The sequence below is a fragment of the Salinimicrobium sediminis genome, assembly GCF_900215295.1.
Lineage (GTDB): Bacteria > Bacteroidota > Bacteroidia > Flavobacteriales > Flavobacteriaceae > Salinimicrobium > Salinimicrobium sediminis.
Genome location: NZ_OCMF01000002.1, coordinates 403,719 through 423,537, shown reverse-complemented (window position 1 = coordinate 423,537; position 19,819 = coordinate 403,719). Strand labels below are relative to the sequence as shown.

Genomic DNA, 19,819 nt, shown 5'->3' with positions numbered 1-19,819 from the left:
AATGAAGAACTACACAAGTTTAGAAGATATCGAGAATTTAGAGGAATTGATCTTTGAGGCCAGAGAACTTAAGAAACAGAATTCTGCGGCAGAAGTTGGAAAAGGGAAGACCTTGGGAATGTTATTTTTTAACCCGAGCCTTCGTACCCGTTTAAGCACCGAAAAAGCGGCAAAATTGCTTGGAATGGAGGTGATGGTCATGAATGCTGATAAGGACGGATGGGCTCTTGAATTTGAAGATGGGGCCGTAATGAATTCCAATAAGGCAGAGCACATCAAAGAAGCTGCGGCAGTGCTTTCACAATATTGCGATATTATAGCTGTGAGAGCTTTTCCCGGGCTGGTAGATCGTGAAAAAGATGAAGCTGATGTGGTATTGGCAGGATTTGAGAAATATGCTACGGTGCCTGTAGTCAACCTGGAAAGCGCTACAGGTCATCCTTTACAGGCGCTTACCGATGCGATGACGGTGTCTGAACTGAAAGGCGAGAAAAAGCCAAAGGTAGTTCTAACATGGGCGCCGCATCCACGCGCGTTGCCGCAGGCAGTGCCTAATTCTTTTGTGGAGGTAATGCAAAAAATGGATGTGGACCTGGTAGTCACAAATCCTGAAGGTTATGATCTTAATCCTGCGATCACCAAAGACACTCCTGTTGTTCATGAACAAGCCGAAGCTTTAAAAGACGCAGATTTTGTATATGTCAAGAACTGGAGCAGTTATGAGCAGTATGGAAAGATACTGAGTGAAGACCCGGTCTGGACATTTGATAATAAAAAACTAGGTCTTACCAACGCAGCAAAGATAATGCATTGCCTTCCGGTTAGAAGGAATGTAGTTATTGCTGATGAAGTTTTAGACGGAAAAAATTCCGTGGTCATTCAACAGGCAGGAAACAGGACTTTCGCTGCTCAGGCTGTATTGAAGAGAATTCTGGAAAACAGTAAGAAATGAAAAAGACATTAAAAATTGTAAAAGTAGGAGGAAAGCTTATTGAAGATGAGAACAAGTTGCAGGCATTTCTTTCAGATTTCTCAGAGCTCGAAGGCCTGAAAATACTGGTTCACGGAGGAGGAAACATGGCTACGGAAATAGCTTCAAAGCTTGGTTATGAAACCAAAATGATAGATGGCCGAAGAATTACAGATGCCAATTCCTTAAAAGTGATCATTATGACCTACGCCGGCCTTATCAACAAACGCATAGTGGCGAAATTGCAGGCTCTGGATGTAAATTCTTTAGGCTTATGCGGTGCTGATGGCAGGAGTATTATTTCCAAAAAAAGAGAAGTAAAGGAAATAGATTATGGATATGTGGGAGACATTGAAGTTGTGAATTCAGATTTTATTTCTTCCATTTTGGAGCAGGGGGTGGTACCGGTATTTTCAGCTATTTCCTGTACAAGGGAAGGGGAATTGTTGAATACGAATGGCGATTCTGTTGCCGCGGAAATAGCAAAGGCATTAAGTGAGAAATACAATACAGAACTTTATTACTGTTTTGAGAAAAAGGGGGTTTTGGCAAATTCTATGGATGAAAATTCGGTGATAAAAACTCTTGATAAAAAAATGTATCAGGATCTGCTGGATCAGAAAGCTATAACTGACGGTATGTTACCAAAGCTCCTTAACTGTTTTGGAGCCCTTGAAAATGGAGTGAAGAAGATCTTTTTAGGCGATGCCCGGGTAATAACTGAAAATGCAAACGCCACTGAAATCGTGAAGTAATGAAACTTGAAAATCTACAACAGGAAGCGTTAGAATTATTGAAAGAGCTTATCCAAACCCGGTCTTTTTCGGGAGAGGAAGAAGGAACGGCAGGTCATTTAAAAAAGTGGTTTAAGAGCAGGAACATTCCTTTCGAACGCTACCTGAATAATGTGTGGGCGGTCAATAAAAACTTTGATCCTCTAAAACCTACCTTGCTTTTGAACTCTCATCATGATACGGTAAAACCTAATTCAGGATATACAAGAGATCCTTTTGAGGCCGGGGTCGAGAACGGGAAACTCTATGGGTTGGGAAGCAATGATGCCGGTGGCTGTCTGGTTTCACTTCTGGCTACATTCACCTGGTTCTATGAAGCTGAAGATCTGGAATACAATCTGCTTTTTGCAGGTACTGCCGAAGAGGAGATCAATGGAAAGAACGGAATCGCCTGTCTTTTATCGGTTATCCCGAAGGTAGATGTCGCAATTGTGGGAGAACCGACTTTAATGGATCTGGCTATAGCCGAAAAAGGCCTGGTCGTTTTTGACGCGGTGGTTAAGGGCACGCCTTCACATGCGGCACATCCCAATGATGATAATGCCATCTATAGGACAGCTAATGTTTTGAAATGGTTCGAGGATTTTAGGTTTGAAAAGAAATCTGATGTGCTGGGAGAGGTGAAGCTTACGGTCACTCAGATCAATGCCGGGAGTCAGCACAATGTAGTGCCGGGACAGGTAGAGCTTGTAATTGATGTGAGAGTAAATGACCAGTATTCCAATAAGGAGATCGAAGAGGTCCTGCAGAAAAATGCTCCGGTTGACAGTATTACTGCCAGATCTCTCAGATTGAATTCATCTTCAATTCCGTTGGATCACGAGCTGGTGAAAGCAGGAATGTCTCTGGGAATGAACACTTATGGATCGCCAACCCTGTCTGACCAGGCAATGCTGAGTTGCCCCTCTTTAAAACTGGGGCCGGGAGACTCCACAAGATCTCATTCCGCAGATGAATACATCTTTGTGAAGGAGATCGAAGAAGGAATAGAGAAGTATATTAAGCTGTTGGAAAAGGCGGTAAAGAAATAAAATTTTAACAGACCTCACAGGTCTCCAAGACCTGTGAGGTCTAAATGGTATAAATATGAAACTCTGGGACAAAGGAAACTCTATAGATCAAAAAATAGAGAAGTTCACCGTTGGAAACGACAGGGAACTGGATATGCATCTGGCGAAGTATGATCTAACAGCCTCGGCTGCACACGCAAAAATGCTAGGGGAGATCGGAATTCTTGACACGGAAGAAGTAAATGCTATTCTTTCTGAACTTGAAAAACTTCAGCAGCAAGTGGAGTCGGGAAGCTTTCAAATCGAAAAGGATTTTGAGGATGTGCATTCAAAAATTGAATTTGAACTGACCAGGGCATTGGGTGATACCGGTAAAAAGATACATACCGCACGTTCCAGGAATGACCAGGTTTTGGTTGCCATGCAGTTATACTTCAAGGAGAATCTGCAGGAAATTTCCGGAAAAACTTCCGAATTGATAGATGTCCTTTTAGGGCTTGCTGAAAAACACCAGGATAAACTATTGCCGGGATACACTCACCTGCAGGTGGCAATGCCTTCTTCTTTCGGCTTATGGTTTTCAGCTTACGCCGAAATACTGATAGACGACCTGTATTTATTGGATGCAGGTTTGAAGATCGTTGATCAGAATCCTTTGGGATCGGCGGCAGGCTATGGATCATCATTCCCTATTGACAGAGAATTAACTACCAAAGAACTGGGATTCTCAACTTTAAAATACAATGTGGTAGCCGCCCAAATGAGCAGAGGGAAATGTGAGCGGACAGTGACCTCCAATATAGCTTCCCTGGCAAATACCCTGTCAAGATTTGCTATGGATATTTGCCTTTATATGAGTCAGAACTTTGAATTCATAAGCTTTCCCGATGAACTTACTACCGGTTCCAGTATTATGCCTCATAAGAAGAACCCGGATGTTTTTGAACTTATCAGGGGGAAATGTAATAAACTGCAGGCGATCGCTAATGAAATGATCCTTATCACTAATAATCTTCCAAGCGGGTACCACAGGGATCTTCAATTGATCAAGGAGAACAGTATTTACGCTGTTGAAAATATTAAAGAGATCCTGGATATTTTCACTTTTTCTATTGGCCAGATTATGGTGAAGGATATTGATCTGAAAGATGAAAAATACAGATATCTCTTTACCGTAGACAGTATAAATGACCTGGTGGTGCAGGGAAGTTCTTTCAGGGATGCTTACAAACAAATAGGGGAACAGGTGCAAAATGGCACTTATGAACCTACAGATCTAAAAGATCACTCCCATATTGGCAGTAAGGACAATCTTGCTCTTGATAAGATCGCTGAAAAGAAAAAGAATCTTAGATAATCATTGTCATACATATATTAAAAGGTCCGGAAGTAACCCCTTCAAAAAGGGATTTTCCGGACCTTTTTTGACTGATCAATGATCAAGCGAGTACTGGACCTTCAGCCTCTGCTTCATTTTGGGTTTCCAAAGAAGGTTTGATATTCTGATTGATGCAGAAGAGGTTCTTTGGATCATATTTGTTCTTTATCTGAACAAGCCGGTCATAGTTCTTACCATAGGTGGCTTTCACCCGGTCTTCACCCTCGTCCATCATAAAGTTCACATAAGCACCACCGGCTGAATATGGATGCAGCGCATCATAGTAATCCTTGGTCCATTTCGTGATCTTTTCTGCATTTGCAGGATCTGGATCCACACCAACTATTACCATAGACCAGGTTGCATCCCTGTAATTCCATGGGGTATCGCTGTCATTTATACGTGCAGCCTGCCCATTAATGGGGTAGAGGTGCATAGTAGAAAGCATGCTTGGAAGTTTTTCTGCAAACTCTTTGTGCTTTTCTATAGCTTCATCCGGAATTTCATTCACGAAATCTGCACGCCAGTACCATTGCATACCTTTTGGATATAAGGGATCGAACATGGATTGCAGTGCAGGGAAGGGCAGAGGTCCCACCAGGTCAAGAGCCGGTTTTTTGAATTCTCGAACCGGTTTAAAAACTTCCTCTGCTTTATCCTTCGGCCCTGTGTAGTTCCATACAATTCCACACATCTTTTTCAGGTGCAGATGTTCGGGAAATGGATCTCCCGGAGGAACTGTCAAAAATGCAAAAAATCCGTAGAGGTCATCCGGAGCGTATTTGATGAACTTCCTGTACCATTTAAGTACTTCTTCAGTTTCACTTAATTCGTAAAGCATTGGCCCACCAACAACTTCGTCTACTTCGTGCAACTGGAAGGTGAATGCTGTAACTACTCCAAAATTTCCGCCGCCGCCTCTTACGGCCCAGAAGAGATCTTTATTTTCAATAGCATTTGCGGTAACAAAATTACCATTGGCCAACACCATGTCTACAGAAAGAAGATTGTCAATACTGAGACCGTATTTTCTGGTAAGGTATCCCATACCACCTCCAAGGGTCAATCCTCCCACTCCGGTGGTAGAGATAATACCACTGGGAGTAGCCATTCCAAAGGCATGAGCTGCATGATCAACTTCTCCCCAGGTGCTGCCTCCACCTACGGTAATAGTCTTATTGTGCAGGTCCACCTGTGTATAGCGGATCATAGAAAGGTCTATCACCAGTCCGTCATCACAAACACCAAGACCTCCGGCATTATGTCCGCCTCCTCTAATGGAAAGCAACATCTTGTTCTCCCTGGCAAAATTTACTGCCGAGATAACATCGGCGACATCGGCGCATTTCACGATCATTTTGGGTTTACGGCTTATCATGGCATTGTACACCTTGCGCGATTCTTCATAATCCTTTTCACCCGGTTCAATTATACTTCCTCTTAGACCGGTACGGAATTCCTTCATTGCTGTTTCATCTATCATAACATGAAATTTTATGTTTAATGGGGAAAAAAATGCTGTGGTAACATTTCCGGTCAATACCGGCACTACGATCAATACAAAAAAAGGGGCTTACCGGAAGTTCCGAATGGAACCATAGATCTTCGAATTCAGAATTCGATCAAGCGCAACACTCTTTTGGTGAGGAACTTAAAGGTACGAAAAAAGATAATTGGTTGGGTGTAAATGTTTTATTCAGAAATGCATGCATCCCATAAAGGATCCTGAGGCGGTGAGGCAATGATCTCCAGTTTTTCCTTTTTCACAGGATGTACTAATGAAAGTTTACGCGCGTGCAGGTGAATACTGCCGTCTTTGTTGCTGCGGTCGAAGCCGTATTTGAGGTCTCCTTTTATCGGGCACCCAATCGCCGAGAACTGACTCCTTATTTGGTGATGCCGGCCGGTTTGCAGATCGATCTCCAGTAAAAAATAGTTATTGAGCTGCTTTAAAATACGGTATTCTAAAATGGCTTTTTTGGAATCTGGTACTTCTTTGATATGAGCGTATGATTTGTTCTGCTTTGGATTGCGCTTCATGTAATGCACCAACGTATCCTGCTGTTTTGGAGGAGAGTTTTTAACGATCGCCCAATATGTCTTTTTTGCGTCCTTGTCCTTGAAAAGTTTGTTCAAACGGGGGAGGGCTTTAGAGGTCCTTGCAAAAACAACGATTCCGCTTGTTGGCCGGTCAAGGCGATGTACCACTCCCAAATAAACATTTCCGGGCTTACCATATTTGACCCTGATGTATTCCTTAACCACATCACTTAAAGGAGTATCTCCTGTTTTGTCACCCTGAACAATGTCTCCAGGTCGTTTATTGACAATGATGAGGTGATTGTCTTCGTACAATACCTGCAGGTTCTGCGGAGTGGAAAGGGTCTTATCTTCCAAAAATGGGATTTTTAGGAGGTTTTTGGCGAGTAGCCAATGAAAGGATTATTATCAATTTCCAAAGATCCAAGAACTCTTAACAAGTCATTCCTGGAATCGTCTTCAAGGAGTTCGGTATTAATGTTCAGGTTTTCTTCGGAAGTAAAAAGTTTGATCTTCCCCGGGAATGACTGAATTCTTTCGATCTTGTCGAGCTGAAAGGATTTTCTTCTAAGGGTATTCTTGGTTAAGAATCCATTTTCTATAAGGAGATATTGAAAATGCTTCTCGTATAAGGAAGCAGCGACTACAAATAGCCCCAGGAAGAGTTGTAAAAAGTAAAGCCATGGGTTTTCGGGGTCATCTATCAAACGCAGAAGAGCAAACAAAGCAAATAAGCCTCCGAGGAAAAATCCGGAATAAAGTCGCTTTTTTGAATATTTAATCTTCATCTACCATAAACCTTAAACCTTGAACCTTGAACTATTAGTATTGTTCCTCATCTGAAGGGAAATTCCCGCTCTTCACATCATCCCGGTACTGTTCAAATGCTTTTGTCATCTCATGATAAAGATCGAGATACCTTCTTAAAAACCGGGGATTAAATTCATGGGTCATCCCGATCATATCGTGAACTACCAGCACCTGCCCGTCCACGCCATTTCCGGCACCGATTCCAATTACAGGTATTGTAAGACTTTCAGCTACTTCTTTAGCGAGTTTGGCAGGAACTTTTTCCAGAACAAGTGCGAAGCAACCGGCTTTTTCCAGCATTAATGCATCAGTTTTAAGCTTTTCAGCTTCGGCTTCTTCTTTAGCACGCACAGTATAGGTGCCGAATTTATATATAGACTGCGGAGTCAACCCAAGGTGGCCCATTACCGGGATCCCGGCGTTGAGAATTCGTTTTACAGAATCTTTGATCTCTTTTCCGCCTTCCAGTTTAACTGCATGTCCGCCGCTTTCTTTCATGATCCTGATCGCTGAGCGCAGAGCCTCTTTCGGATCACTTTGATAACTTCCGAAGGGGAGATCTACAACCACAAGTGCGCGCTCTACTGCACGAACCACACTGGCCGCATGATAGATCATCTGATCAAGGGTGATGGGAAGGGTAGTTTCATGCCCCGCCATGACATTACTCGCCGAGTCGCCGACCAGGATTACGTCTATCCCTGCACCATCTACAATTTTGGCCATCGAGAAGTCATAGGAAGTCAGCATAGAGATCTTCTCCCCATTGGATTTCATTTCAACAAGGGACTTCGTGGTAATGCGTTTATATTCTTTCTTAGCGACTGACATAGGGGTACCGATTTTAAATTCAGGTAAAAGTACTAAATTACCCGCAAAACCATAATTACATGAAAAGACTTATAACCTGTGTTTTTTTTCTACTTTTTGGAATCTTCGCGGTAGCACAAAACTCTTCTGAAGAAGAGAAAGTTAAACAAGTTGTCAATACATTTTTCGAAGGTTTTCATGCCAGGGATTCCATTATTATGAAATCGGTTTTTTATAAAGATCCTGTGGTGCAGACCATTGGCAAAACCAAGGTAGGGGAAACAAAACTAGTAAATGAACAACTTGAAAAGGTGCTGAAAGGAATTGTTGCCATTCCGCTGGAAACTGAATTTAAAGAGGTGCTGCATGATTATGTGATTAAAATTGATGGTGACATGGCAAACGCCTGGACACCTTATTCTTTTTACCTGAACGACACGTTTAGCCACTGCGGAGTGAATAATTTCCAACTACTGAAGCAGAATGAAGAATGGAAGATCATTTACCTGATAGATACCAGGAGGAGAGAGGGTTGTGAGGAGAGGAAGGTAAAATAGTTGCCAGTTGCGGGTTGCGAGTTGCGGGATTTTTATCCAAAACCGCTGCGCGGGAGAGTGGTCTGACCACCCCGTCTCCGCCTCCCGGCGGAGCCACCCCTCCTTGAAAAAAGGAGGGGAGCTGTTTGAGACATTTTGCTGTGCGAAACGCTCCACAGGTGGAGGCAGTCTGGTACTTCATTTCGCTGCGCATTTACCTGCCTTCGGCAGATTGGGGAGATTAAAATCTCAATACTCAATACTTAGTACTCATTAATCAAATCTCTTTCATGGTTTAAGCACTACCCTAAACCTCGCTTTATTGCTGATCATTCTCTCATAGGCTTCATTTACCTTTTCGAGAGGATATTCTTCTATTTTAGGAACGGTTTGAGTAAGGGCGCTAAAATTAAGAGTATCCTCAGAATCTTTAGCAGTTCCACTCGGCCATCCCGAAAGGGATTTTCTACCCATGAGCAGTTGCATTGGTGAAACTTCTACCGGTTCTCCCGTCGCGGCTACCATAAGCAGCTTTCCATCGATTCCTAGTCCATCAACTACCGAAGTAATAGCTTTGCTCACCGGGGCAGTTGCGAGTATTAATCTTGCTCCACCCAGATTCTGAAGTGCCTTCGCCGGATCTTCTTTATCAGTATTAATAAAGTGCTGAGCCCCGAGTTCTTTTGCCAGTTCTTTTTTGCTGTCGCTATGGGAAACGGCTACTGTGCGCATTCCCATTTTTACAGCGTACTGAACAGCCAGATGCCCAAGGCCTCCAATTCCCTGCACGGCGACCAGATCCCCGGGTTTGATACCGGAATTCCTTAAGGCATTGTATACTGTTATTCCTGCACAAAGCAGGGGAGCGGCTTCTGCCGAAGATAGCTCTTCGGGAACTGAGGCAACAGCTTCCTGCGGCGCAGTCATATATTCGGCATATCCGCCATCATAGGAGATTCCGCTTACCTTGGCATTTTGGCAGTTGATAAAATCCCCTCTCCTGCAGGGATCACACTCAAAACAATGCCCACCATGCCAACCCACTCCAATTCTTTGGCCTTTCTTCCACATTTTTACCTCCTTGCCGACTTCTTCGATCGTACCCACCACTTCATGCCCCGGAACTCTTGGATATTCTATTCCCGGAAAAGTTCCGTCTTTAACAAAGGCGTCACTGTGACAAATGCCGCATGCCTCTACTTTAATGAGTACTTCCTTTGCTTTTGGGGTTGGTTTTTCAAGTTCAACAATTTTAAAATCACCACCTTTCTCCTGGACTTGAGCTGCTTTCATAATTTCTAAATGGTTTAGGTTGTTGAAGTTATTGATAATTAATGCCATATAGCTTTAATGTAGCGTTAAAAGCAGGTAGGAAAGAGAGTACCGTTAAGATAAATACCAAATTTCAAATCCCAAATCTCAAGTTCCATTCATTCTAAAAAAAAGCTTAAGTGAGGTTGGTTGCAACTTGTAGATAGAGGGTCCCAAAGGTCAAAACTTTCAAATAGAAAAGTTGGGACGACTTCCGCTGCGCGGGTGTGGCGCCTGACCACCCCGTCTCCACCTCCCGGCGGAGCCACCCCTCCTTAAAAAAGGAGGGGAGCTGTTTGAGACATTTCGCTGCGCGAAACCATCCAAAGGTGGAGGAGTTTGTTTTCATTTTGTTCCGCTTCGCGTTCACACTGCCAGCGGCAGGAGCAGCGCCTGACCACCCCGACAGGCTCTCGCCTGCCACCCCTCCTTAAAAAAAGGAGGGGAGCTGTTTGAGACATTTCGCTGCGCGAAACCCTCCACAGGTGGAGGAAGTTCCGAAGAAATGTTCCGCTTCGCGTTCACTCTCTTCGAGAGGAGAGGATTTTTAATTGTACTTCCGCTTCGCGTTCATCCTGCCTGCGGCAGGAAATTAAATTTTACCGGGAATGCGTAGCCATTAGAGGAGCCTTGTGAAATCTGAATACTCAATACTAATATCTCAAATCTAATAAAGGGTTGCCCGAAGGGCGGGGTGGTCCAATTCTCAGATCTAATATCTAATATCTCACATCTGATTAACAGTCACTCAAACTCACCCTCACGGCCAGTCCCCCTTCAGAGGTTTCTTTGTACTTGGAGTTCATATCTTTCGCTGTCTCCCACATTGTTTCGATAACTTTGTCAAGAGGAACTTTGGCGTGGATGGAATCTGCGTCCATCGCCATTTCGGCGGCGTTGATGGCTTTAATGGCACCCATGGAATTTCTTTCGATACAGGGGATTTGGACAAGTCCGGCGATGGGGTCGCAGGTGAGACCAAGGTGGTGTTCCATGGCTATTTCGGCAGCCATCATTACCTGTTCGGGAGATCCTCCCATGACTTCGGTTAATGCTCCGGCGGCCATGGAGGAGGAAACGCCAATTTCAGCCTGGCATCCACCCATAGCAGCCGAAATGGTTGCACCTTTCTTGAACAGGCTACCAATTTCTCCGGCAACCAGCAGGAACTGTTTTATTTTTTCGAATCCGGCGTCGTGGTTTTCGATGGTCAAATAGTACATAAGAACTGCAGGAATAACTCCGGCACTTCCGTTAGTTGGTGCAGTAACCACACGACCCAAAGAAGCATTTACTTCATTCACTCCGAGGGCAAAACAGCTCACCCATTTCAGGATGGAACGGAATTTCACTTCGGTATTGCGAATAGCTTCGATCCATTCTTCCTTCGTCTCATATTTTGAATCTCCGATAAGCTTCTTGTGGGAATCGGGAGCACGACGGCGTACGTTCAATCCGCCGGGTAGTGTGCCTTCAGTATGGCAACCAAGATACATAGATTCGAGCATTACATTCCATATAGCCTTGAGTCCGGCGTCGATCTCTTCTTCAGTCCGAAGGGATTTTTCATTTTCGTAAACTATTTCGGAGATCTTTTTATTCTCCTGCTTACAAAATGCAGCCAGGTCGGTTCCCTTTACGATAGGAAACGGAAACTCCTTAAATTTCTTCAGTTGCTTTTTTGCATTCTTGCGTTCTTCCTTTACCACGAATCCGCCGCCGATGGAGTAGAAGGTGGAGGAGGTGGTTTTTCCGGAGGAAAGCTGCGCAGTGAATTTCATTCCGTTAGGGTGGAATGGCAGGAACTTCTTGTTGAACACGATATCGTTTTCGAGGCTAAAGTCAATACTGCGTTCCCCGTTAAGGTTAAGCCGGTTAAATGTTTGGATATTATTAATCTCGGGATCTATATTTTCAACAGGTATAGTAACGGGGTCATATCCTAAAAGTCCAAGCACAGAAGCCAGATCTGTAGCGTGGCCTTTTCCGGTAAGGGAAAGAGAGCCGTACAAGTTGATGGTTACTTTTTCTACCTGATCAAATCTACCGGCTTCCTTTAATTCCGCGATCCATCTTTCGGCAGCCCGCCATGGACCAAGGGTGTGGGAGCTGGACGGTCCAACTCCTACCTTAAGCATGTCAAAAACGCTGATACTCTCCATTCTCAATCTTTAGCGGGCAAAGGTAATAATCCCTTCAGCAATTTCAGAATAAAAATCCTTGCCAAATATTGCAGCAAATGCCCGCATTCAGGTGTCAAAAATGACATCCTGTCATATTATTTCAGGTGGCATAATGATTGACTTTAAGAGGTTGTTCAAAAAAATTCAGAAATAATAAATAACAACCTATAGAATTATGAGTAAAATAATTGGAATCGACTTAGGTACTACCAACTCCTGTGTTGCCGTAATGGAAGGTAACGAGCCAACGGTTATACCTAACGCCGAAGGAAAACGAACTACTCCTTCTGTGATTGCTTTTGTAGAAGGAGGCGAAATAAAAGTAGGGGATCCTGCAAAGCGTCAGGCTGTAACCAACCCGCAAAAAACCATTTCCTCTATCAAGAGGTTCATGGGAAACAAATATTCCGAAGTTTCTAAAGAAGCCGGAAGGGTTCCTTATAAAGTAGTAAAAGGTGATAACGATACTCCGCGTGTGGAGATCGACGGACGTAAGTACACTCCGCAGGAACTTTCTGCAATGGTGCTTCAAAAAATGAAGAAAACTGCCGAGGATTATCTTGGACAGGATGTGACTGAAGCCGTTATTACTGTACCAGCTTACTTTAATGACTCTCAGCGTCAGGCTACAAAAGAAGCCGGTGAGATCGCCGGTCTTAAAGTGAGAAGGATCATCAACGAGCCAACTGCAGCTGCACTGGCTTACGGACTTGATAAAAAATCCCAGGATCAAAAGATCGCTGTTTATGACCTTGGTGGTGGTACATTCGATATCTCTATCCTTGAATTGGGAGACGGAGTTTTTGAGGTACTTTCTACAAATGGTGATACGCACCTTGGAGGTGACGATTTTGATGAAGTTATCATAGACTGGCTTGCCGATACTTTCCAAAAGCAGGAAGATATCGACCTAAGAAAAGATCCAATGGCACTTCAGCGTTTGAAGGAAGCTGCGGAAAAAGCTAAAATTGAGCTTTCTTCTTCTTCTCAGACCGAAATTAACCTACCATACGTAACTGCTACCGCTAGCGGACCAAAGCACCTTGTTGAGACACTTACAAGATCTAAGTTCGAGCAATTAGCCGATACTTTGGTGAAGCGTTCTATGGATCCTGTGCAAAAAGCACTTAGCGATGCCGGACTTTCAAAAAGTGATATTGACGAGGTAATTCTTGTTGGTGGATCCACCCGTATCCCTAAGATCCAGGAAGAAGTTGAGAAGTTCTTCGGAAAGAAACCTTCTAAAGGTGTGAACCCGGATGAGGTAGTGGCGATTGGTGCTGCGATCCAGGGTGGTGTACTTACAGGAGATGTAAAAGATGTATTGCTTCTTGATGTAACTCCGCTTTCTCTTGGTATCGAGACTATGGGAGGTGTGATGACCAAATTGATCGAGTCTAACACTACGATTCCTACCAAGAAATCACAGGTGTTCTCTACTGCGGCCGATAATCAGCCATCTGTTGAGATCCATGTGTTGCAGGGAGAGCGTCCAATGGCGAATGACAACAAAACAATTGGTAGATTCCACCTTGACGGAATTCCACCGGCGCCAAGAGGAACACCTCAAATTGAAGTGACCTTTGATATTGATGCCAACGGTATCATCAAAGTAAGCGCAACTGATAAAGCTACCGGTAAATCTCAGGATATTCGAATCGAGGCCTCATCTGGTCTTACTGAAGAAGAAATCCAAAAGATGAAGCAGGAAGCTGAAGCGAATGCCGAAAGCGATAAAAAAGCCAAAGAAAAAGTAGATAAGCTGAATGAAGCCGATGCTATGATCTTCCAGACTGAAAAGCAGCTGAAAGAATTTGGTGATAAACTTTCTGCAGATAAGAAGAAGCCGATCGAAGATGCTTTGGAAGAATTGAAGAAAGCTTATGAGACTAAAGAAGTAGAAACTATTCAGCCTGCATTAGACAAGATCAATGAGGCATGGAAAGTAGCTTCTGAAGAAATGTACAAAGCACAAGCCGAGCAAGGCGGACAACCGGGTGGGCCACAAGGTGGACCGGGAGCTCAAAACGGTCAGCAGGCCGGAGGGCAACAAGCCGGTGGTGACTCCAAGCAAGGTGACGATGTAGAAGACGTTGACTTCGAAGAGGTGAAATAAGACCCCTCCAAGCCTCCCTTTGAAAAAGGGGGAGCCTAGGGAATATTTTAAAAGCGCTGCTTCCGATTATTCGGGAGCAGCGTTTTATTTTGTTTTGAATCGTCCCCTCCGGCGGAGGGGGGGGCGCAGGTCGGGATGGGGAAGGTAGACCTCGGCACGGATTACAAATCCGCGCCAACTTTACCTGACTAAATAAGATTATTGAAAGAGACCTCTCGACTCCGCTCGAGGTGACATGAATCGTCAAGCTGTCCCGACGCTTCGGGAGTTTCAGCTTCTCAAGGATCCTGAAACAAGTTCAGGATGACGAAAACACCAAAAGAATTTCGATTCAAAATAGTCTTGACTCTAGTCTCTAGCAGCGCAGCGGTCCAGGCTCTTTTTACGCACCTATTCTCCCGCCAGTTTAATAATGACTTGTTGGTTTACCTCATGTCCGCCATCAAAGGGAATAAATTTCAGGTTCTTTGGAAATAGCTCACGTATCCTCTTTTCCTCTGACTCAAGGAATTCTTTATTCACAAAAGGATCTTCCGTTCCGTAGACGAAGGAGATCTCTGTACCTTCCAAAAAGGCAAAATCCTCCGGCTTTATTTCCTTCGGAATTCTTCCCGAGTTCAGGATGAGTTGTGAAGGGCTGATCTTTCTTCTCGCTATCCACCGGGTTACGACAGAGACGCCCTGGGAATATCCGAAAAGTACAAGGTTTTTGGCTCTTTTGAGACCTTCATTTTCATAGACCTCATCGAGGTATGCCAGCACATTCTCAATTTCCAGCTCAGTATTTTCACGTGTAGCCCAGGAAGCTCCAACGTGCTCATATTTGCCATTGAGGTAGTACTTGGAAGGTGCCTGGGGAGCAATGATATAATTCTTCTCCTGGTTGAGGTGGCGAAAGTACTTCAGGAAAAAGCGGCTCAGGTAATCGATGCCGTGGAAAACCACCCAGACATTTTCTGTTTTGTCGGTAAGTTGGTTTAATGTGCTATAGGTATTGGTAGCGCGATAAGAAACCTGCTTTTCATCCATATTATCTGATGGTTTTGTACTTTTACAAAGAAACCAATCTATTTGCTATGACCAAAGAGGAAACTCACGCGCTGTTGAAAAAGATATGCAAAAACACCCTCATGGAAACTCTTGATATCGAGGTTTCTGAAGTAGGGAAAGATTATCTCATCGCAAAAATGCCCGTGACTCCAAAGGTCCATCAGCCGGATGGCGTGCTGCACGGAGGCGCGACCGTTGCTCTGGCCGAGACTGTGGGTAGTATGGCCAGCTTCGTTTTTTTAAATACCGATGATTATTATGTACGCGGAATTGAAATTTCTGCCAATCACTTAAAAAGCATTTCTGAAGGGTTTGTTTACGCCAAAGCCACCTATTTACATAAAGGTCGTACCACTCAACTCTGGAACATCAGGATCACAGATGAAGCTGAAAATCTTATCTCAGTGGTAAAACTGACTACCATTACCCTTCCGAAAAAGAAAGACAATGCCTGAAGCTGAATTTTTTGATCGGCTGGAAGGGCAATATGCCTCAGGTTTACCTTTTGTAGCGTACCGGAAGCCAATTCTTAACGGAAAAAAAAATGAAGTCACGGCAATTCTTCAGCAGGATGAGCAACTTTATCATTCAAAGGATTTCACAGAAAGCGGGTTTGTTTTTGCCCCTTTTGACACCTCAGGAAAAGCCATTCTCTTTCCTGAAAATGCTTCGGAAAAGCTAATTTTTGAGCAGGTAGTTCCTGAAGAAGTTCCGGCTCCCGTTACCTTTCAAAAAGGGGAAATTTCCGGAGAAAAAAAGTCGACTCATATTGAGCTGGTAACAAAAGCAGTGGAGGCTTTAAAAGCCGGAGAAATGGAGAAGGTGGTGCTTTCCCGCAGGGAAGAAGTAGAGCTTAAAGAGAAAGATCCGCTTAAGCTCTTTAGGGACCTGCTTATTACTTATCCTACAGCCTTTGTTTACTGCTGGTATCACCCTAAAGTCGGTTGTTGGCTTGGCGCAACGCCTGAGACGCTCCTGAAGGTCGAAGGAAACCGATTTAAAACAATGGCCCTCGCCGGAACTCAGAAATTTCAGGGCACCACAGATGTGGAATGGGGCGAAAAAGAGAAGCAGGAACAGCAATTTGTTACTGATTCTATTCGACAAGGCCTTGAAAAAGCAGGTGTCAGCTCGAGCGGAGTCGAGAGCTCAGAGCCATATACTGCCAGGGCGGGGAATTTGCTGCATTTGCGAACCGATATAAATGGGAAAATTCCAAATTCCAAATTCCAAATTCCAAATAATAATCCTGGATCAGCAGAAAAAATAATATCAGCCCTTCATCCAACTCCAGCCGTGTGCGGATTACCAAGGGAAAAAGCGAAAGAATTCATACTTTCAGAAGAAAATTACGACAGGGAATTCTACACCGGCTTCCTGGGAGAGCTCAATCTGCAAAAAAATGTACAACGAAGCAGGACCAGGAGAAATGTGGAGAATCTCGCGTATCGTGCTGTAAAAAAAGAAACCGATCTTTACGTTAACCTGCGCTGTATGCAAATTAAAGATGGCACGGCTATTCTTTATATAGGTGGCGGGATTACCAAAGATTCTGTGCCCGAAGATGAATGGCAGGAAACAGTGAACAAGGCGGAGACGATGAAGAAAGTGTTGTTGAAATAGAATTTTTAGACCTACAAGGTTTTCAAAACCTTGCAGGTCGCAATGAAGACCTGGGAGGTCTGGATAACCAATATAAATATGAAATACCCCAAAATACCTGTTGCAAGATCTATTGTCGCACTCTGCGAAGCCAAAGGAATTCACCATGTGGTGATCTCTCCCGGGTCACGGAATGCACCCCTTACCAATGGTTTTGCATATCACCCAAACATAAAAACCTATAGCGTGGTTGATGAGCGCTGCGCTGCTTTTGTCGCCATAGGAATGGCACAGCAACTGCAAAAACCCGTTGCAGTGGTTTGTACATCAGGATCGGCATTGCTCAATTATTATCCGGCGGTGGCCGAGGCTTTTTACAGCGACATTCCGCTGGTGGTGATCTCTGCAGACAGGCCTATTGAGCGTGTTGACATAGGCGACGGACAAACAATACGTCAAAAAAACGTTTTTGAAAACCATATTTTGTATTCAGCCAACCTGCATTCAGAATTAGTGTTGGAAAATGAGGCGACAGATAAAAAACTTCAGCAGAAACAGTTTGAGTCTCAGAAGCACAATGAACGGGAGATCAATCTGGCGCTGAATAAGGCCATTGAGGAGAAAGGTCCGGTACACATCAATGTTCCGTTTTACGAACCCTTGTACGGGACGGTAGACGATGTGGAAGTGAATCCCATTCAGATCCTTCCGGAGATCATTGAAAGAACCTATTCGAGAAATCAGCTCCAGGCTTATGCCGATCTTTGGAACAAGGCAAAGAGGAAGATGGTGATTGTGGGGGTTTCTGCACCAAATGCAGTGGAGCAGGAGTTCCTCGACCGGTTGGCTAATGATACTTCGGTGATTGTTTTTACCGAAACCACCTCAAATGTACAGCAGGAGAAGTTTTTCACCCGCATTGACACCATTGTAGGTCCTATCGAAAAGGATGAGAATCGTGACCAGCTTTTCGACAACCTGCAGCCGGAGATCCTTCTCACTTTCGGCGGAATGATCGTGTCCAAGAAGATCAAGGCTTTCCTTCGGAATTACCAGCCAAAGCAGCACTGGCATGTGGATCCAAAAAAGGCATATAACACCTTCTTTTGTTTGAACAAGCATTTTGAGACTTCAGTGAATAGTTTCTTTAGCCAGTTCTTTCCACTCACTGAAATTTCAGAAAGCAATTATGCCGAATACTGGCAGGAGGTGAGAAGCAGGAGGAAAGTGAAGCATGAGGATTATATGGGGAGGATCCCGTATTCAGATTTTAAGGCAATGCAGCTGATTTGTCCGGCGGTACCGGAGAATTATATCGTGCAGCTTGCAAACAGTTCCACGATTCGGTATGCACAGCTGTTTAGGTGGAAAGAGAGCTTAAAGATCTATTGTAACAGGGGAACCAGCGGCATTGATGGCAGTATTTCGACTGCGGTGGGAGCTGCAATGATCTCAGTAGAGCCGGTGTTGATGATCACCGGGGACCTAAGCTTTTTCTATGACAGCAATGCGTTATGGAACAAACATATTCCGAAGAATTTCAGGATCATTATTCTTAATAACAGAGGAGGAGGAATCTTCAGGATACTTCCGGGTGATAAGAATTCGGAAACCTTTGATGAGTATTTCGAGACGGTTCACGATCTCAATGCCAGGTCTCTTTGCGAGATGTACGGCTTTGACTATGCGGAGGCTCATACTTCCGAAGAAATAGAACAGGCTCTAAATGGCTTTTTTGACACTTCAGAAAAGGCGAGAGTTCTGGAGATCTTTACTCCGAGAAAAGTGAATGACGAGGTGTTGCTGGAATATTTCAGCTTCGTGAAATAGCCGTTTATTATAACTAACTTTGCCAAAAATATTTTTATGCTTGCCATTGGGGAATACCATACGTTGAAGATCGACCGCGATACTGATCCCGGACTTTTTCTTAAAGATGATGATGGAAATGAGGTTTTACTACCTAATAAATACAAACCTGCGAGTTTTGAAATTGGTGATGAACTCACTGTTTTCGTTTACCTGGATCATGAGGAAAGGCCGGTGGCAACCACTTTAAAACCTTTTGTTAAGCTGGATGAATTCGCCCTTCTAAAATGTGCGGAAGTGAGTGAAATTGGTGCCTTTATGGATTGGGGTCTTGAAAAACATCTTTTTGTGCCTTTTAAAGAACAGGCAATGAAAATTCGAAAAGGAGAACGGTACCTCATTTTTTGCTATTTGGATGAATTAAGTGACAGGTTGGTGGGTTCCAGCAAGGTTGATGCTTTCCTTGATAATTCCCAGCTTACAGTTGAACCATTTGAAGAAGTAGATTTGATCATTGCCAATCCTACAGACCTGGGCTGGAATGTGATCGTGAACGAGATTCACAAGGGATTGCTTTATAAAGATGAGGTATTTCAGAAATTACATGTGGGGGATCGGTTAAAAGGCTTTGTGAAAAAGACCAGAACTGATGGTAAACTGGATATTACCCTTCAACGTCCCGGTTATCGCAGTATAGAACCAAACGCCCAGGAACTTTTGACTCTCCTTGAGATCAAAGGTGGTTTTTTACCACTGACCGATAAATCTTCGCCCGAAGAAATCCAGAAATCAGTGCAAATGAGCAAGAAAAGTTTCAAACGCGCTTTGGGAAATCTTTATAAACAAAGAAAGGTAGATATCAAAGACAACGGTGTTTATCTTAAATAAGGAGAAGGGTAAAAAGGGGAAACATAACCTCTTACTCTTGCCCGGGAATGATATGGACTGCTAAAGAGTGGCACCCGCATTTCCTCATAAGCCGGAATCTTTTTCTTTCCAGTGTAAATATCATAATTGGAACTACGGTCATGGATCCTGATATCATTGGTGACCTCGATCAGCGATTTTTCAGCTTTGCCCAGGGTGGGCATGGGTGCATCTAATTCCACGTAGCCTCGTTCTCTTTCATATCTTTCGCGCTCCATCATAGCCATTAGGTTCACTTCCCGTTTCTCTTCCCTGTTCCAGTTGATTTCAGTGAGGTGCATTCTGCTTTCCGGAAATTGAGGAGCAAGTAGGGAAAGGCTGGGACGACTCATATTTCCGAATTTAATGTACAGGCCTTCAGGAGAAGTAAATTCTGTTTCCTGAAAGTCTGGTACTTCAACAGAAGAATTAAGTTCCTGAGCATTTCCCAAAGTGGTTATGCTTAAAAATATCAGAAATAAGTATTTATTCAT

18 protein-coding genes are annotated in these 19,819 nt (G+C 43.9%); 10 read left to right on the top strand and 8 right to left on the bottom strand.

Annotated elements, in window-relative coordinates:
• The first annotated feature begins 1 nt into the window (after position 1).
• Genes CRO16_RS09685 through argH form a run of 4 tightly spaced genes read left to right on the top strand, consistent with a single transcriptional unit; the run spans position 2 to position 4,131 of the window.
• Positions 2-952 carry an N-acetylornithine carbamoyltransferase gene (locus CRO16_RS09685; protein ID WP_097056177.1) on the top strand — a complete coding sequence of 317 codons (951 nt, stop codon included), beginning with the start codon at positions 2-4 and terminating at the stop codon, positions 950-952.
• Positions 949-1,725 (top strand): acetylglutamate kinase, encoded by a 777-nt coding sequence (gene argB, locus CRO16_RS09680; protein WP_097056176.1) that lies wholly within the window; start codon positions 949-951, stop codon positions 1,723-1,725. Before CRO16_RS09685 ends, argB begins: the two co-directional genes overlap by 4 nt.
• Positions 1,725-2,795, top strand: a complete 1,071-nt coding sequence (locus CRO16_RS09675; RefSeq protein ID WP_097056175.1) for a M20 family metallo-hydrolase — start codon at positions 1,725-1,727, stop codon at positions 2,793-2,795. Before argB ends, CRO16_RS09675 begins: the two co-directional genes overlap by 1 nt.
• Before the next feature lie 55 nt (positions 2,796-2,850).
• Entirely contained in the window at positions 2,851-4,131 is a 1,281-nt protein-coding gene (argH, locus tag CRO16_RS09670) for an argininosuccinate lyase (protein ID WP_097056174.1), read from the top strand.
• 82 nt (positions 4,132-4,213) lie between these two features.
• Here the strand turns inward: argH and CRO16_RS09665 are convergent, their stop codons facing one another.
• From CRO16_RS09665 to panB, 4 genes are all read right to left on the bottom strand, one after another.
• A complete protein-coding gene (locus tag CRO16_RS09665; protein ID WP_097056452.1) occupies positions 4,214-5,635 on the bottom strand; it encodes an FAD-binding oxidoreductase in 1,422 nt (473 codons plus the stop codon).
• Positions 5,636-5,844: 209 nt separating this feature from the next.
• Positions 5,845-6,549, bottom strand: a complete 705-nt coding sequence (locus tag CRO16_RS09660; protein WP_097056173.1) for an RluA family pseudouridine synthase — start codon at positions 6,547-6,549, stop codon at positions 5,845-5,847.
• An 11-nt stretch (positions 6,550-6,560) separates the two neighbouring features.
• Positions 6,561-6,980: a hypothetical protein gene (locus CRO16_RS09655; RefSeq protein ID WP_097056172.1), complete on the bottom strand. Its 420-nt coding sequence runs from the start codon at positions 6,978-6,980 to the stop codon at positions 6,561-6,563.
• 34 nt (positions 6,981-7,014) lie between these two features.
• Entirely contained in the window at positions 7,015-7,833 is an 819-nt protein-coding gene (gene panB, locus CRO16_RS09650; RefSeq protein WP_097056171.1) for a 3-methyl-2-oxobutanoate hydroxymethyltransferase, read from the bottom strand.
• A gap of 59 nt (positions 7,834-7,892) precedes the next feature.
• Here panB and CRO16_RS09645 point away from each other — a divergent pair, with 59 nt between their 5' ends.
• The gene (locus CRO16_RS09645) at positions 7,893-8,369 is read left to right on the top strand and encodes a nuclear transport factor 2 family protein (protein ID WP_097056170.1); all 477 of its coding nucleotides are present in this window, start codon (positions 7,893-7,895) and stop codon (positions 8,367-8,369) included.
• Positions 8,370-8,636: 267 nt separating this feature from the next.
• On the opposite strand, the gene CRO16_RS09640 is transcribed toward CRO16_RS09645, so the two are convergent.
• Both CRO16_RS09640 and CRO16_RS09630 read right to left on the bottom strand, forming a co-directional pair.
• Positions 8,637-9,641: an alcohol dehydrogenase gene (locus CRO16_RS09640; RefSeq protein ID WP_097056451.1), complete on the bottom strand. Its 1,005-nt coding sequence runs from the start codon at positions 9,639-9,641 to the stop codon at positions 8,637-8,639.
• 755 nt (positions 9,642-10,396) lie between these two features.
• Positions 10,397-11,821 (bottom strand): L-serine ammonia-lyase, encoded by a 1,425-nt coding sequence (locus CRO16_RS09630; RefSeq protein WP_097056168.1) that lies wholly within the window; start codon positions 11,819-11,821, stop codon positions 10,397-10,399.
• Positions 11,822-12,017: 196 nt separating this feature from the next.
• On the opposite strand from CRO16_RS09630, the gene dnaK reads away from it, so the two are divergent.
• A complete protein-coding gene (gene dnaK, locus CRO16_RS09625; RefSeq protein ID WP_097056167.1) occupies positions 12,018-13,958 on the top strand; it encodes a molecular chaperone DnaK in 1,941 nt (646 codons plus the stop codon).
• A 390-nt stretch (positions 13,959-14,348) separates the two neighbouring features.
• Here dnaK and CRO16_RS09620 read toward each other — a convergent pair whose 3' ends face one another.
• Complete coding sequence (locus tag CRO16_RS09620; protein ID WP_097056166.1) at positions 14,349-14,987, bottom strand: alpha/beta hydrolase; 639 nt, start codon at positions 14,985-14,987, stop codon at positions 14,349-14,351.
• A 47-nt stretch (positions 14,988-15,034) separates the two neighbouring features.
• Between CRO16_RS09620 and CRO16_RS09615 the strand changes: the two genes are divergently transcribed.
• From CRO16_RS09615 to CRO16_RS09600, 4 genes are all read left to right on the top strand, one after another.
• On the top strand, positions 15,035-15,463 hold the full coding sequence (locus CRO16_RS09615) for a PaaI family thioesterase (protein ID WP_097056450.1): 429 nt from the start codon (positions 15,035-15,037) through the stop codon (positions 15,461-15,463).
• On the top strand, positions 15,456-16,631 hold the full coding sequence (locus CRO16_RS09610) for a chorismate-binding protein (protein ID WP_097056165.1): 1,176 nt from the start codon (positions 15,456-15,458) through the stop codon (positions 16,629-16,631). Before CRO16_RS09615 ends, CRO16_RS09610 begins: the two co-directional genes overlap by 8 nt.
• A gap of 78 nt (positions 16,632-16,709) precedes the next feature.
• Entirely contained in the window at positions 16,710-18,440 is a 1,731-nt protein-coding gene (menD, locus tag CRO16_RS09605) for a 2-succinyl-5-enolpyruvyl-6-hydroxy-3-cyclohexene-1-carboxylic-acid synthase (RefSeq protein WP_097056449.1), read from the top strand.
• Between the two features lie 36 nt (positions 18,441-18,476).
• A complete protein-coding gene (locus CRO16_RS09600) occupies positions 18,477-19,307 on the top strand; it encodes a CvfB family protein (RefSeq protein WP_097056164.1) in 831 nt (276 codons plus the stop codon).
• On the opposite strand, the gene CRO16_RS09595 is transcribed toward CRO16_RS09600, so the two are convergent.
• Positions 19,295-19,819: a hypothetical protein gene (locus CRO16_RS09595; protein WP_143544498.1), complete on the bottom strand. Its 525-nt coding sequence runs from the start codon at positions 19,817-19,819 to the stop codon at positions 19,295-19,297. The genes CRO16_RS09600 and CRO16_RS09595 overlap by 13 nt on opposite strands.

Excerpts from the sequence above, each read along its gene's own strand:
- CRO16_RS09665 (WP_097056452.1), bottom strand. The coding sequence starts at position 5,635 with ATGATAGATGAAACAGCAATGAAGGAATTCCGTACCGGTCTAAGAGGA.
- CRO16_RS09675 (WP_097056175.1), top strand. The coding sequence starts at position 1,725 with ATGAAACTTGAAAATCTACAACAGGAAGCGTTAGAATTATTGAAAGAG.
- panB (WP_097056171.1), bottom strand. The coding sequence starts at position 7,833 with ATGTCAGTCGCTAAGAAAGAATATAAACGCATTACCACGAAGTCCCTT.
- argB (WP_097056176.1), top strand. The coding sequence starts at position 949 with ATGAAAAAGACATTAAAAATTGTAAAAGTAGGAGGAAAGCTTATTGAA.
- CRO16_RS09615 (WP_097056450.1), top strand. The coding sequence starts at position 15,035 with ATGACCAAAGAGGAAACTCACGCGCTGTTGAAAAAGATATGCAAAAAC.
- argH (WP_097056174.1), top strand. The coding sequence starts at position 2,851 with ATGAAACTCTGGGACAAAGGAAACTCTATAGATCAAAAAATAGAGAAG.
- CRO16_RS09685 (WP_097056177.1), top strand. The coding sequence starts at position 2 with ATGAAGAACTACACAAGTTTAGAAGATATCGAGAATTTAGAGGAATTG.
- CRO16_RS09655 (WP_097056172.1), bottom strand. The coding sequence starts at position 6,980 with ATGAAGATTAAATATTCAAAAAAGCGACTTTATTCCGGATTTTTCCTC.
- CRO16_RS09640 (WP_097056451.1), bottom strand. The coding sequence starts at position 9,641 with ATGAAAGCAGCTCAAGTCCAGGAGAAAGGTGGTGATTTTAAAATTGTT.
- CRO16_RS09600 (WP_097056164.1), top strand. The coding sequence starts at position 18,477 with ATGCTTGCCATTGGGGAATACCATACGTTGAAGATCGACCGCGATACT.
- menD (WP_097056449.1), top strand. The coding sequence starts at position 16,710 with ATGAAATACCCCAAAATACCTGTTGCAAGATCTATTGTCGCACTCTGC.
- CRO16_RS09610 (WP_097056165.1), top strand. The coding sequence starts at position 15,456 with ATGCCTGAAGCTGAATTTTTTGATCGGCTGGAAGGGCAATATGCCTCA.
- CRO16_RS09645 (WP_097056170.1), top strand. The coding sequence starts at position 7,893 with ATGAAAAGACTTATAACCTGTGTTTTTTTTCTACTTTTTGGAATCTTC.
- CRO16_RS09620 (WP_097056166.1), bottom strand. The coding sequence starts at position 14,987 with ATGGATGAAAAGCAGGTTTCTTATCGCGCTACCAATACCTATAGCACA.
- CRO16_RS09630 (WP_097056168.1), bottom strand. The coding sequence starts at position 11,821 with ATGGAGAGTATCAGCGTTTTTGACATGCTTAAGGTAGGAGTTGGACCG.
- dnaK (WP_097056167.1), top strand. The coding sequence starts at position 12,018 with ATGAGTAAAATAATTGGAATCGACTTAGGTACTACCAACTCCTGTGTT.
- CRO16_RS09595 (WP_143544498.1), bottom strand. The coding sequence starts at position 19,819 with ATGAATAAATACTTATTTCTGATATTTTTAAGCATAACCACTTTGGGA.